The sequence below is a fragment of the Ensifer sp. ENS11 genome (genome assembly GCF_014851895.1).
Taxonomy (GTDB): domain Bacteria; phylum Pseudomonadota; class Alphaproteobacteria; order Rhizobiales; family Rhizobiaceae; genus Ensifer; species Ensifer canadensis.
The window spans coordinates 376,167-388,442 of record NZ_JACVAN010000001.1 but is presented as its reverse complement, the minus strand read 5'-3'; the positions used below and the strand labels follow the sequence as shown (position 1 = coordinate 388,442).

At 61.9% G+C, this 12,276-nt stretch carries 13 protein-coding genes; 6 read left to right on the top strand and 7 right to left on the bottom strand.

Annotated elements, in window-relative coordinates; genetic code table 11:
- Positions 1 to 96: 96 nt before the first annotated feature.
- The gene (locus tag IB264_RS01945) at positions 97 to 2,100 is read right to left on the bottom strand and encodes a methyl-accepting chemotaxis protein (protein WP_025425751.1); all 2,004 of its coding nucleotides are present in this window, start codon (positions 2,098 to 2,100) and stop codon (positions 97 to 99) included.
- A gap of 388 nt (positions 2,101 to 2,488) precedes the next feature.
- Here IB264_RS01945 and rpmH point away from each other — a divergent pair, with 388 nt between their 5' ends.
- From rpmH to IB264_RS01920, 5 genes are all read left to right on the top strand, one after another.
- On the top strand, positions 2,489 to 2,623 hold the full coding sequence (gene rpmH, locus IB264_RS01940) for a 50S ribosomal protein L34 (protein ID WP_081788836.1): 135 nt from the start codon (positions 2,489 to 2,491) through the stop codon (positions 2,621 to 2,623).
- Positions 2,624 to 2,643: 20 nt separating this feature from the next.
- A complete protein-coding gene (gene rnpA / locus IB264_RS01935; RefSeq protein ID WP_025425750.1) occupies positions 2,644 to 3,042 on the top strand; it encodes a ribonuclease P protein component in 399 nt (132 codons plus the stop codon).
- The gene (yidC, locus tag IB264_RS01930; protein ID WP_025425749.1) at positions 3,042 to 4,838 is read left to right on the top strand and encodes a membrane protein insertase YidC; all 1,797 of its coding nucleotides are present in this window, start codon (positions 3,042 to 3,044) and stop codon (positions 4,836 to 4,838) included. The genes rnpA and yidC overlap by 1 nt, the downstream gene beginning before the upstream one ends.
- 192 nt (positions 4,839 to 5,030) lie before the next feature.
- Entirely contained in the window at positions 5,031 to 5,684 is a 654-nt protein-coding gene (gene yihA, locus IB264_RS01925) for a ribosome biogenesis GTP-binding protein YihA/YsxC (protein ID WP_025425748.1), read from the top strand.
- A 119-nt stretch (positions 5,685 to 5,803) separates the two neighbouring features.
- The gene (locus IB264_RS01920) at positions 5,804 to 6,343 is read left to right on the top strand and encodes a DUF1269 domain-containing protein (protein ID WP_025425747.1); all 540 of its coding nucleotides are present in this window, start codon (positions 5,804 to 5,806) and stop codon (positions 6,341 to 6,343) included.
- A 152-nt stretch (positions 6,344 to 6,495) separates the two neighbouring features.
- Here the strand turns inward: IB264_RS01920 and msrB are convergent, their stop codons facing one another.
- The 4 genes from msrB to IB264_RS01900 all read right to left on the bottom strand — a co-directional run bounded on the left by msrB (position 6,496) and on the right by IB264_RS01900 (position 9,239).
- The gene (msrB, locus tag IB264_RS01915; RefSeq protein WP_371412231.1) at positions 6,496 to 6,951 is read right to left on the bottom strand and encodes a peptide-methionine (R)-S-oxide reductase MsrB; all 456 of its coding nucleotides are present in this window, start codon (positions 6,949 to 6,951) and stop codon (positions 6,496 to 6,498) included.
- A gap of 266 nt (positions 6,952 to 7,217) precedes the next feature.
- Positions 7,218 to 7,775, bottom strand: coding sequence for a fasciclin domain-containing protein (locus IB264_RS01910; protein ID WP_025425745.1), 558 nt, complete (start codon positions 7,773 to 7,775; stop codon positions 7,218 to 7,220).
- 205 nt (positions 7,776 to 7,980) lie between these two features.
- Complete coding sequence (locus tag IB264_RS01905) at positions 7,981 to 8,703, bottom strand: anti-sigma factor domain-containing protein (RefSeq protein WP_025425744.1); 723 nt, start codon at positions 8,701 to 8,703, stop codon at positions 7,981 to 7,983.
- Positions 8,700 to 9,239 (bottom strand): sigma-70 family RNA polymerase sigma factor, encoded by a 540-nt coding sequence (locus IB264_RS01900; RefSeq protein WP_025425743.1) that lies wholly within the window; start codon positions 9,237 to 9,239, stop codon positions 8,700 to 8,702. Before IB264_RS01900 ends, IB264_RS01905 begins: the two co-directional genes overlap by 4 nt.
- 156 nt (positions 9,240 to 9,395) lie before the next feature.
- Between IB264_RS01900 and argB the strand changes: the two genes are divergently transcribed.
- On the top strand, positions 9,396 to 10,283 hold the full coding sequence (argB, locus tag IB264_RS01895; protein ID WP_025425742.1) for an acetylglutamate kinase: 888 nt from the start codon (positions 9,396 to 9,398) through the stop codon (positions 10,281 to 10,283).
- Positions 10,284 to 10,360: 77 nt separating this feature from the next.
- Here argB and IB264_RS01890 read toward each other — a convergent pair whose 3' ends face one another.
- Positions 10,361 to 11,128 (bottom strand): isocitrate lyase/phosphoenolpyruvate mutase family protein, encoded by a 768-nt coding sequence (locus IB264_RS01890; protein ID WP_025425741.1) that lies wholly within the window; start codon positions 11,126 to 11,128, stop codon positions 10,361 to 10,363.
- A complete protein-coding gene (locus tag IB264_RS01885; protein WP_025425740.1) occupies positions 11,125 to 12,204 on the bottom strand; it encodes a bifunctional transcriptional activator/DNA repair enzyme AdaA in 1,080 nt (359 codons plus the stop codon). The genes IB264_RS01890 and IB264_RS01885 overlap by 4 nt, the downstream gene beginning before the upstream one ends.
- Positions 12,205 to 12,276 lie beyond the last annotated feature (72 nt).

Genomic DNA, 12,276 nt, shown 5'->3' with positions numbered 1-12,276 from the left:
GACGGGGCGATGATTGCAGATTATCCACGGAAAACGCCCGCGGAGACGTCAGTCGTCCGCGGGCGTCGATTGGTGCGATCCGTCAAACTGGTCGGATCAGAACTCTTCCCAGTTGTCCCTGGCGACGGCCGCCGAAGATCCGCCGCTGAAGGCGCGGGCGACGTTGCCCATCATCCGGCGGGCGGGCGAATCCACCGGACGGCTGGTTTCCCGCGCCGGTGCGATCGTGCGTGCCGCCGAAGTGCCGTCGAGCTTGAAGTAGGCGATCAGGCTCGCAAGGTTGTTGGCTTCCGCCGACAGCTTGTGGGTCGCGGCATTCGCCTCTTCCACCATGGCGGCGTTCTGCTGGGTGACCTGGTCCATCTGGTTGACGGCGGTGCTGACTTCGCCGAGGCCGGTCGACTGTTCGCGTGCGGCCGTTGCGATCGAGTGGATATGATCGTTGATCTTGAGCACGCGCTCCTCGATCTCGCCAAGCGCCGCGCCGGTTTCCTGCACGAGCCGGACGCCGGTTGCGACTTCCGAGCCCGACTTCGAGATCAGGGCCTTGATGTCCTTGGCAGCACTGGCCGCACGCTGAGCAAGCTCGCGAACTTCCTGAGCGACAACGGCAAAGCCTTTACCGGCATCACCAGCACGGGCAGCCTCGACGCCGGCATTCAGCGCCAGCAGGTTGGTCTGGAAGGCGATCTCGTCGATGACATTGGTGATCTGGCCGATCTCGCTCGATGCCTGCTCGATCCGGCCCATGGCCTCGACCGCGTTGCGCACGACTGCGGCCGATTCGGCAGCGCTTTCCTTGGCTTCGTTGACCATTACGGTCGCTTCCTGCGCCCGCTCGGTCGAACTCCTGACGGCGACGGTGATCTCGTCGAGTGCCGCAGACGTCTCTTCGAGTGCTGCGGCCTGCTGCTCGGTGCGCTTCGACAGATCGTCGGCGGCGGAGCGAAGCTCGGACGAATTGCCGTTGATCGAGTCCGTGGTGACACGCACTTCGCGCAGCGTCTTCTGCAGCGTCGACAGCGTCTCGTTGACGTTCTTCTGCAATTCGGCGAAGGCGCCATGGAACTGGCCGTTCATGCTCTGGGTCAGGTCGCCGGCGGCAAGGCTGGCGACGACGCGGCGCGTTTCGGCAATGCCGGCATCGACGCTGCCGACGAGTTCGTTGACGCTCGACGCAAAACGATTGAGATCGTCGTTCTCGTAGTCCTTGCCGATGCGCTTGGTGAAATCGCCGGCGGCCGCAGCCGAGACGACGACGCCGATGCTCATCTGCAGATCGGCGCTCTTTTCGCGCAGCGCCGCTTCCTGGGCGTTGAGATCGCGAACGGCAAGGCCATTCTGCTTGAAGATCTGCACGGCCGCAGCCATCTCGCCGATTTCGTCCTTGCGGTCGGCAAAGGGTACGTTGGCGGAAAGATCGCCGCCGGCGAGCAGCTTCATCTTGCCGGTGAGATCGAGGATCGGACGGCTCAGATGATTGGTGCCGATATAGAAGGCGGTGCCGATACCGACGGCGAGCCCGAGCCCGGCGATGCCGAGAATGATGACGATGACCGAACGTTCGAACGAAGCGATGTCAGCCTTGACGGTCTCGAGCGTTGCCAGGTTGGCTTCGACGACGGCGTCGATCTCGCCCTGGAAGGCCTTGCGGTTGGCGCGGTTGGCGTCGGTGTTGCCCTGCTCGTTGGCCGCCTGCGGCGATACCTCCTGGCCAAGACGCGCGGTTTCGACGCGGAACGTCTTGAACTCCTCAGCGCGCTTGACCAGCGCATCGAACGAGCCGAGCTTGTCGGCCGGCACCAGGGGTCGCCACTCGGCAAACAGCGCATCGATTTTTTCGAGGTTCTTCAGAATGCCTTCGGCGAAGGGCTTTGCCTTTTCGATGGTGGGCGCTGCGTAGATTCCGCGCGCTTCCATGACGACGCCGGTCACCAGTCGATTGAGATGCTCGCCGTTGAAGGCACGCTCAGAAGCGTTCTGGTACTGATGGAACCGGCTGTTGTATTGAGAAACCACCAGCAGCGACATGCCGGTCACCGCGATCGCCAGGAGGCTCATTACCCCGACGATCAGATTGATCTTACCACGTATTTTCATCCCTGCCTCCACGACACCGCAAGACTTGCCCGGTTATCGGAAGGGTCGCGGCCTCATTGCACCGCAGTCACGCTAAAACATTCATGGTTAATAAAGATCGCGGTGGCCGGCCGGCATTCTGGGGAGTGCCGGTTAGCTCCCTGTTTACCAGTCTGAGATAGTGCGACGCGGCTTGTGCCTGCGAAATCGAGGTCGCCCGGATATCGGGATGCGATCACTTTTGCCCATCGAAGGCCTCGCGTGATTGACTTTCCGGGAAATTTGCCTTTATAAGCCGCCCACGTCCGGCCAAGCCTGCCTGCCCGACAGGCGGAGCTATGTCCGGAACGTAAACGCTCCTTGCTACATGCAAACCCAAGAAGGGCCGCACACCGCGGTATTAAAATAAATGAAGCGTACTTACCAACCGTCCAAGCTTGTTCGCAAGCGCCGTCACGGCTTCCGTGCACGCATGTCCACCTCGGGTGGCCAGAAGGTCCTCGCAGCCCGCCGGGCTCGTGGCCGCAAGCGTCTTTCGGCTTAAGCCGAAGTTGCCCGAAACCAGTGTCCGGGCACATGACGTCAGATAAAGACAAAACGACTGTCGGGCGGCTGAAAAGCCGTCCGCAGTTTTTGGCCGTTCGGGCAGGAGAAAGCCGTAGAGGCCCGCTGTTTCTCCTCGAAGTGCTCGACCGCAACGATCCGGAGGGAGAGGCCCGCGTCGGCTTCACCGTTACCAAGAAACACGGCAATGCCGTCGAGCGAAACCGGATGCGCCGACGCCTGAAAGAGGCGGTGCGGCTTTCCGCCGGGTTTGCAATGAAACCCGGACACGACTATGTGATTGTCGCCCGACGCGATCTCCTGAATGCCCCCTTCGACGCCTTGACCCGGGGGCTTGGCGAGCGCATCGAAAACAAGCCGAAACAGAAGCGGCCGCCGGCCGGTTCCAGGAAACAATGATGGAAAAAAACCGCAACTATTTCGTGGCGATTGGCCTGTCCGTGCTGATCCTCGTCGCCTGGCAGTTCCTTTACGTCAATCCGAAGATGGAAAAGGAACGCATCGCTGCGGAAGCGCTGCAGGCCCAGCAGGCTCAGCAGACCCAATCGCAGCCGGGCACCACGGCTCAACAGCCGGCGACCGGTCAGGCCCTGCCTGGCGGCACAGTTCCCGGGACGGGCGAAAACCGCGACAAGGCGCTTGCCAAGTCGGCGCGCGTTGCCATCGACACGCCTGCGGTTTCCGGCTCCATCAACCTGACCGGCGCGCGCTTCGACGATCTCAAGCTCAAGGCCTATCACGAGACCGTCAGCAAGCAGAGCCCGATCATCACCCTGTTCAGCCCGGCTGAGACCACCGACGGTTACTTCACCGAAATCGGTTATGTCGGCGATGCGGCAAGCGGCAGCGTGCCCGGCCCGCAGACCGTGTGGACGCTTTCGGGCGGCGACAAGCTGACGCCCGCAACGCCGGTGACGCTGAGCTTCACCAACGAGAAGGGCATCACCTTCAACCGGACGATCTCGATCGACGAACGCTACATGTTCCAGGTGGTCGACAGCATCAAGAACGGTGCCGCAGAACCGGTGTCGCTCTCCTCCTACGGTCGTGTGACGCGCTTCAACAAGCCGACGACACCGAGCGTCTATGTTCTGCATGAAGGCTTCATCGGGGTCATCGGCGATCATGGCCTGCAGGAAGTCGGCTATTCGAAGATCGAGGACGACAAGGCGATCGAACCCGGCAAGGCGACGGGCGGCTGGCTCGGCATCACCGACAAGTATTGGGCCGCAACGATCGTTCCGCCGCAGGCGACGCCTTACGAGACCCGCTTCTCGCACTTCACAGATGGCCGCGCCCGCTATCAGAGCGACTACAAGAGCGACGCAATCACCATTGCCGCCGGTCAGTCCTCGGAACTCAAGAACCTCGTATTTGCCGGCGCCAAGGAAGTGCCCGTCGTCGACAACTATGAGGCCGCCTATTCTATCCCTAACTTCGACAAGCTGATCGATTGGGGATGGTTCTACTTCATCACCAAGCCGATGTTCAAAATGATGGATTTCTTCTTCCGTCTGTTCGGCAACTTCGGCATCGCCATCCTGACGACGACAATCGTCGTCAAGCTGCTGTTCTTCCCGCTTGCCAACAAGCAGTACTCTTCGATGGCGAACATGAAGAAGGTTCAGCCGAAGATGGAAGAGCTGAAGAAGAAGTTCGGCGACGACCGCATGGGCCTGCAGCAGGCAATGATGCAGCTCTACAAGGACGAGAAGATCAATCCGCTCGCGGGCTGCTGGCCGATCCTCATCCAGATCCCGGTGTTCTTCGCGCTCTACAAGGTGATCTACATCACCATCGAGATGCGCCACGCACCGTTCTTCGGCTGGATCCACGACCTGTCCGCGCCGGATCCGACGACGATCTTCAACCTCTTCGGCCTCTTGCCGTTCGACGCGCCGTCCTTCCTGCACCTCGGCGTCTGGCCGATCATCATGGGCATCACCATGTTCGTGCAGATGCGCATGAACCCGACGCCGCCCGATCCGACCCAGGCGATGCTGTTCACCTGGATGCCCGTTGTCTTCACCTTCATGCTGGCCTCGTTCCCGGCCGGTCTGGTGATCTATTGGGCCTGGAACAACACGCTTTCGGTGCTGCAGCAGTCGATCATCATGAAGCGCCAGGGCGTGAAGATCGAGCTGTTCGACAATCTGAAGAACCTGTTCTCGAAGAAACCCAAGCCGGCGGAGTGACGCCGGCAGACAGAGCCTTCACAAGGCCCCGGACCTCGGTCCGGGGCTTTTTCGTTCGGCCGCTCTAAGCTCACCGTCGAGGGGCTGCGCCAGCAAATCCCGCCGGTTCGATAGCTGCGCCGAGCCGAAAGCTTGACATCGCCGGCCAAAACCGTGAAGCCAAAGCCAATCTTGACGAAGGAATGAACATCGATGGCCGACACAAAGACAAAAGACGACAAGCCGCTGTTCGGCCGGCCGTGGATTTTCATTCGCGGCGTCCCGGCGATGAAGTTCCTGCCGCCGGAAGGACCGACCGAAATTGCCTTTGCCGGCAGATCGAATGTCGGCAAGTCGTCGCTGATCAATGCGCTGGTCGGCCAGAAGGGCTTGGCGCGCACATCCAACACGCCCGGACGCACCCAGGAACTCAACTACTTCGTGCCCGACGGCTATTCCGGTGAAGCGGGCGATCTGCCGCCGATGGCGCTGGTCGACATGCCCGGCTACGGCTATGCCCAGGCGCCGAAGGAACAGGTGGATGCCTGGACCAAACTGGTGTTCGACTATCTGCGCGGCCGCGCGACGCTGAAGCGCGTCTACGTGCTGATCGACTCCCGCCACGGCATCAAGAAGAACGACGAGGACGTGCTGTCGCTGCTCGACAAGGCGGCCGTCTCTTACCAGATCATCCTGACCAAGACGGACAAGATCAAGGCCGCCGGCGTGCCGCGGCTGATCGCCGAGACGCTCGAGAAGATCAAGAAGCACCCCGCCGCATTTCCCGAAATCCTCTCCACCTCCTCGGAAAAGGGAGAGGGCATCGATGAGCTTCGCGCGACGATCGAGCTTGCGCTTTCGCGCTGAGAGCGACGATCGCCCGAAAGTCTTTGATCTCCGTCACTACTCTGACATGCAAACCGCTCTATCTCTGCCGTGCGGTCGCGCGTTTCCTTGCGCGATAGCGTCAAGGATAGGAGAGACACATGTCCGATTTGATCGTTGTGGGATTCGACACGCCTGAAGAGGCCGACAAGGTTCTCGTCAAGCTCGCCGGCCTCAAGAAGGAATATTTGATCGATCTCGAGGACGCCGTCGTCGTCGTGCGCGACGCAGAAGGCAAGGTCCACCTCAAGCAGAGCCTCAACCTGACCGCGATCGGGGCGACCTCCGGTCTCTTGTCCGGCTCCATCTGGGGCGGGCTCGTCGGGTTGCTGTTCCTCAATCCACTCGCTGGCTTTGCCATCGGCGGCGCGCTCGGCGCCGGCGCCGGTGCGCTCTCCGGCTCGCTGACCGACTACGGCATCGACGACGAATTCATCAAGTCGCTCGGCAACACCATCCCGAACAACTCGTCGGCGCTGTTCGTCCTGGTGCGCAAGGTGCAGCCGGAAAAGGTCCTGGCCGAATTCTCAGGCCTGCGCGGCCGCGTGCTGAAAACATCGCTGTCGCCCGAGCAGGAGCAGAAGCTCCAGGCGGCGCTCTCCGACGCCCAGACGCCTTCGCCGCAAGCCGGAACGTTCTGAGCCGCATCAGCGCGATCTTCCTGCGGGCGCATCGTCGACCGCAGGAACGGGCGCTAGTGCGTTCGGCTTAAACGGAGTCGCAGAACTACCATCTTTTTGTTTTCGCGCATTTCCTGCCGGAAAACCGCTTCGCACTTCTCCTGGAAGTGCTCCTAGGCGCTCGCCGCAACGAATGTCAGCGCGAAACCATTGATGCAATGGCGTTTGCCGGTTGGCGGCGGGCCATCGTCGAAGACGTGGCCGAGATGTCCGCCGCAGCGATGGCAGTGGCATTCCGTTCGCGTCATGAACAGTGCGTTGTCCTCGCGCGTTGCCACGCCGCCCGGCAGGGACTGCCAGAAACTCGGCCAACCGGTGCCGCTGTCATATTTGGCTTCGGAGGAATAGACAGGGAGCGCGCAACCGGCGCATTGAAACGTGCCCTTGCGCTTTTCATTGTTGAGCGCGCTGGTAAACGGACGCTCGGTGTCCTCCTGGCGCAGTATCCGATACTGTTCGTCGGTCAGGATCGCCCGCCATTCGGCATCGGTCTTCGTGACCTCGAACGTTTCGGCCGAGGCTGGGCGCGCCGCCAGCGGAAACCCCTTTGCCGCCGCGATCGCGATCACGCTTAGTGTCCCGCCAAAAATCAGAAAATTCCGCCGGTTCACGATCGAACCCTCCTTGTCATGCCCCTTGACGCTGCCGAGGTCGAAGATAGCGGCCGGCCTGTCACGCGGCAAAACAAGACCGATCAAAGCGCCGTGAAGAAGCCGGGTTGAAAGGCCACCGATCGCAAGCGATCGGTGGCAGAAGCGCCGGCGCGCCACGGATGAGACCCCGGCGGCGGATCGCCTGCGAATGTCTGCCGCGGCGATCCGGAGGAAGCGAGAGCTCAGCCCTTCGGCAGCAGCACCTTGTCGATAACGTGGATCACGCCGTTTGACTGCTTGACGTCGGCGATGGTGACCGTGGCCGTGCCGCCGGTCTCGTCCGTGAGTGTGATCTTGCCGCCGTCATCCTTGGCCTGGAGAACGCAGCCGCCAACCGTCTTGACGTCGTGTTCGCCACCATCGCCTTTGACCATCTTGGCGATCGCCGAGGACATCGCGTCGGCGGAGACGACATGGCAGGTCAGAACCTTGGTCAGCTTGTCCTTGTTTTCCGGCTTCAGGAGCGTGTCGACCGTGCCGGTCGGCAAGGCCTCGAAAGCCTCGTTCGTCGGCGCGAAGACGGTGAACGGCCCCTTGCCCTGGAGGGTCTCGACCAGCCCGGCCGCCTTGACCGCCGCCACCAGCGTGGTGTGATCCTTCGAGTTGACGGCGTTTTCGACGATATTCTTGTCCGCATACATCGCCGCGCCACCGACCATCGGGTTCTCGGCATGGGCGATTGCCGCACTTGCGGTCAGTATGGTGATGGCAGCGAACGAACGGATTCCATAGGTGAACATCTTGGTCTTCCTTCCTGTTGAACCTGTCAGGGAGGCGACACCCAGCCGCCTCGTTGAAATTGCCGTTCCCTCCCCGGGAACATGACAAGCAACGGAAGCCTTGGAAAAAGAGTTTCAGGAATTTTCGGATTGCCGGTCGGTTGGGCGAAAAACGACGTGAGAAGCGACCGACGCTGCAGGACCGGGAAGGCCCGCGTGCGCTGAGTTAGAGATCGCGGGCCTTGCCGAGCGCGATGATCGGGCCGGTGGCCGATCCGGTCGGCGAACCGCCAAGCGGCTCGATACTGACGGCCAGAACCGAACCGCGCGAGAATTTCCCGCGCATGGCCGGGGCGATGATGATCTCGCCTTCGCCGGTCTGGGGCAGCACGCCGAGGGAAACGGCCGGGTTGTCGCCGTTGATGAGCCACAGCTCCAGCGATTTTTGCTCGGCCTGCTGTGCGGCAACCGGCGTCACCCGGAGATGGCCGGTCTCGCGATCGAAACGGGCGACGAGATCGACCGAAATGCCCTTGCCGGTCATTTCGGCGACAAGCGGCCGGCCGCCGGACGGCGGTGCAAACAGCCCTGCCATGGACGCGCCCATGACGGCGACGGCAGCAAGCGAGGCGAGTGCGAGACCACGCCAGAGCGCAAGCGATTGCCATATGCCTGCCCGCACCGGGGCCGCGGCAGGCGGGGCCGTTTCGAAGAGCCGGCGCTCGATCGCCGCGAAAATCCGCGCCGGCGGCACGACGGGATCATAGGCTTCGTCGAAGGAGGAGAGATTGTTTTGCCAGCGCGTCACCATGGCGGCGAAATTGCGGTCGGATGCAAGGCGGGCCTCGACTTTGCGGCGGTCGTCGGCGGATAGCACACCCAGCACATATTCCCCGGCGATCACCTCGTCGCGGCGGAAATCTCCTTTGTCTGGGGTGGACGCTGTCATCGCTCCATGCACTCTCTCAACTTCAACAGGCTGCGCCTCAACCAAGTCCTCATCGTGTTCAGCGGCACAGCGTACATTTCAGCCAGTTCCTGGTAGCTCAGACCTTCGACATAGGCACGCCGCACGGCGTCCGCCCGATCGGTTTCGAGCTCCTCCATGCACGCATCGATCCGCCTGCCCTCTGCTCTGACCACTGCCGATTTTTCCGGATCGGCAGCAGGATCAGCCAAATCGTAGGCTTCGTCAATCGCGTTGGCTACGGGTTTTCGCGCCCGGATCAGATCGATGGCACGGTTGCGCGCAATCGCCGCCAACCAGGACATCGGCGTTGACTGGCCGGGCGAAAAACGGTCGGCGTGCTGCCAGATTCTGACGTAGATTTCCTGGAGCGTTTCTTCCGCTTCACTTCGGTCTCTCAGGATACGCAGGCAAATGGCGAAAAGTTTCGGGCTGGTCAGCCGGTAAAGTTCGGCAAAGGCCGCACGATCCCTGAGCGCAACACGGCCGAGCAGTCCGGAAATTTCCTCGTCGATCATTGCCAACCCGACCCGATGCATTCTTGAGATAGGACATAGAGCACAAATCGCTATCCGCCAGCGCGCATCGTCATTGCTGTTTTATGTTGCTCGCCGATCATTCCATCGACGGGAAACTTGCGTTAAACAGCAGCCGGTATTTTTCGAGGGTCCGCCATGTCCGCTAATGAAAGTGAAATCCAGGCACGCCTGCTCACCCAGGCCCTGCCCTACATGCAGCGCTACGAGAACAAGACGATCGTCGTCAAATATGGCGGCCACGCCATGGGCAACGCCGAATTGGGCCGAGCCTTTGCAAGCGACATCGCTCTGTTGAAGCAGTCAGGCGTCAACCCGATCGTCGTGCACGGCGGTGGCCCGCAAATCGGCGCGATGCTGACGAAGATGGGCATCGAATCGAAGTTCGAAGGCGGCCTGCGCGTCACCGACGAAAAGACCGTCGAGATCGTCGAGATGGTTCTGGCCGGCTCGATCAACAAGGAAATCGTCGCCCTCATCAACCAGACCGGCGAATGGGCGATCGGCCTTTGCGGCAAGGACGGCAACATGGTCTTTGCCGAAAAGGCACGCAAGACCATCAAGGATCCGGATTCCAACATCGAACGCGTGCTCGATCTCGGTTTCGTCGGTGAGGTCGTCGAGGTCGACCGTACCCTGATTGACCTGCTCGCCCGCTCGGAGATGATCCCGGTGATCGCGCCGGTGGCACCTGGCCGCGACGGGCACACCTACAACATCAACGCCGACACCTTTGCCGGTGCAATTGCCGGTGCGCTGAACGCCACGCGGCTCCTGTTCCTCACCGACGTTCCCGGCGTGCTCGACAAGGAAGGCAAGCTGATCAAGGAACTGTCCGTAGCGCAGGCACGGGCGCTGATCGCCGACGGCACGATTTCCGGCGGCATGATCCCGAAGGTCGAAACCTGCATTGATGCGATCAAGGCCGGCGTCCAGGGCGTCGTCATCCTCAACGGCAAGACGGCGCATTCCGTGCTGCTCGAAATCTTCACCGAGCGCGGTGCCGGCACGCTGATCGTTCCCTGATCGACAGCAAACCGAAAACACGAAAAAGCGGGATGCGGTTTTCAGGCCGCATCCCGCTTTTGTTTTGGGCTGATTGATCAGGCCTGATAAACGGCCTGGGCCTCCTGCTTCAGCTTTTCCATCATCGCCCGGTAGGGGAAAGGTCCGTAACTGACACGTGCGACGCCGGCGCCGGCGAGCGTCTGCAGGTCCGGCGCACCCGGCCGCATCATCACGTTGACCGGCAGGCTCGAAGCGGCGCAGACCTTGGCAATCAGCGCGGCATCGACCAGCCACGGCACGAAGAAGCCGCTGGCGCCGGCTTCGGCAAAGGCCTTTCCGCGCGCAATCGCCTCATCGACAAGACCGGCATGGCGGCCAGCATCGCTTTCCTGCAGGAACAGGTCGGTGCGGGCATTGATGAAGAACGGCACACTGCGGCGGTCCGCCATTTCGCGGATCGCGCGGATGCGGGCGGCCTGCTTTTCGACCGCATGCACGCCGGATTTGCCGACAACCTGATCTTCGAAGTTGATGCCGATGGCGCCGACGTCGATCAGACGCGAGACATTGGCAGCCCCCGTTGCCGGGTCGTCGGAATAGGCGCCCTCGAAATCGACCGTGACCGGCAGTTCGGTCGAGGCGACGATCAGCCGGGCGATATCGGTAAGCAGCGCCAGCGGAACCTTCTCGCCATCGCCAAACCCATGCGCGGCGGCAATCGACCAGCTGCCGGTCGCAAGCGCCTTGGCTCCAGCCTCGGCCACGGCCTTGGCGCTGCCCGCATCCCAGATATTGTAGAGCACCACCGGATCGCCCTTGCGATGCAGAGCGGCGAATTCGGTGGCCTTTTCAGTCTGGTTCATTGCATTTCCTCCGCAAACAATCCCACAGGTTTCATTTTGCCTTCGTGCCGCAGCAGCCATTGCTTGCGCCACAACCCGCCGCCATATCCCGTCAGCGAACCATCGGAGCCGATGCAGCGGTGGCAGGGAATGACGATGGCGATCTGGTTGGACCCGTTGGCCTTCGCCACGGCACGCACGGCCTGGATCGTATCGACCTCGCGCGCGATGTCACCATAGGAACGTGTCTCTCCGAGCGGAATTTTCACGAGCCTTGCCCAGACCTCACGCTCGAAGGCAGTGCCGCCAGGCGCCAGGGGCGTGCGAAACTCTGCGATATCGCCCGAGAAATAGGCTTTCAGCTCCGCCTCCATCTGGTCGATCGGCGCCGTGCGGCCTGGGACGATCGCCGAGCGGGTCTTGCGCTTCAGGTTTTCGAGCTCGGTCGGCAACGCCTTGCGATCGTGAAACTCGAGAATGTGCAGATGGGTCTTGTCGGCGACCGCCACCATCGGGCCAAGCGGCGTGTCGATGCGGTCGGCAAACAGCAGCACACGGCCCTGCGACATAGCCGGCGCTTCGCCGAGCAATTTGGCAAAGGCGGCGCGAAAGCCGCTCGGCGATTCGTATCCGGCGTCGATCTGCGCATCAATGACCCGGCCGCCCTCGGCGAGTTGGCGGGCGGCAAGGCCCAGTCGCCGATGTCGGGCAAGATCGAGAAAGGTGATGCCGAGATTGCGCTTGAAGGCGCGGCGAACGGTCGACGGATCATGGCCGCGGCGAACCAGGTCGTCCTCGGTCCAGCGCCGTTCGGGTGCTGCCTCCAGTGCCTGCAGCAGGTCATCGACCAGCGGATCCTTGGCACCGACGGTTGCAAGCGGCTTGCAGCGCTGGCACGGGCGAAAGCCGGCTTCGAGGCAGGTGCCGATCGAGCCGACGAAGATGGTGTTCTCGCGCTTCGGCTTGCGAGCGGGACAGGAGAGGCGGCAGAAAATGCCCGTCGTCTTGACGCAGACATAGGCAGCGCCCTCGTATTCGGTGCTGCGCGCAATCAGGGCATCGTAAAGCGTTTCGTCGGAAGGAAGATCGAACAACATGCGGCCCTTCTACCATGTGTGCGAAGGGACGGGCGCCGGTTTTCGGGCGTCTATTTTTCCGGCGATGGTTTG

Bases quoted from the DNA above. Each gene is read 5' to 3' on its own strand.
- IB264_RS01945 (WP_025425751.1), bottom strand. From the start codon at position 2,100: ATGAAAATACGTGGTAAGATCAATCTGATCGTCGGGGTAATGAGCCTC.
- rpmH (WP_081788836.1), top strand. From the start codon at position 2,489: ATGAAGCGTACTTACCAACCGTCCAAGCTTGTTCGCAAGCGCCGTCAC.
- yidC (WP_025425749.1), top strand. From the start codon at position 3,042: ATGGAAAAAAACCGCAACTATTTCGTGGCGATTGGCCTGTCCGTGCTG.
- yihA (WP_025425748.1), top strand. From the start codon at position 5,031: ATGGCCGACACAAAGACAAAAGACGACAAGCCGCTGTTCGGCCGGCCG.
- IB264_RS01920 (WP_025425747.1), top strand. From the start codon at position 5,804: ATGTCCGATTTGATCGTTGTGGGATTCGACACGCCTGAAGAGGCCGAC.
- IB264_RS01910 (WP_025425745.1), bottom strand. From the start codon at position 7,775: ATGTTCACCTATGGAATCCGTTCGTTCGCTGCCATCACCATACTGACC.
- IB264_RS01905 (WP_025425744.1), bottom strand. From the start codon at position 8,703: ATGACAGCGTCCACCCCAGACAAAGGAGATTTCCGCCGCGACGAGGTG.
- IB264_RS01900 (WP_025425743.1), bottom strand. From the start codon at position 9,239: ATGATCGACGAGGAAATTTCCGGACTGCTCGGCCGTGTTGCGCTCAGG.
- argB (WP_025425742.1), top strand. From the start codon at position 9,396: ATGTCCGCTAATGAAAGTGAAATCCAGGCACGCCTGCTCACCCAGGCC.
- IB264_RS01890 (WP_025425741.1), bottom strand. From the start codon at position 11,128: ATGAACCAGACTGAAAAGGCCACCGAATTCGCCGCTCTGCATCGCAAG.
- IB264_RS01885 (WP_025425740.1), bottom strand. From the start codon at position 12,204: ATGTTGTTCGATCTTCCTTCCGACGAAACGCTTTACGATGCCCTGATT.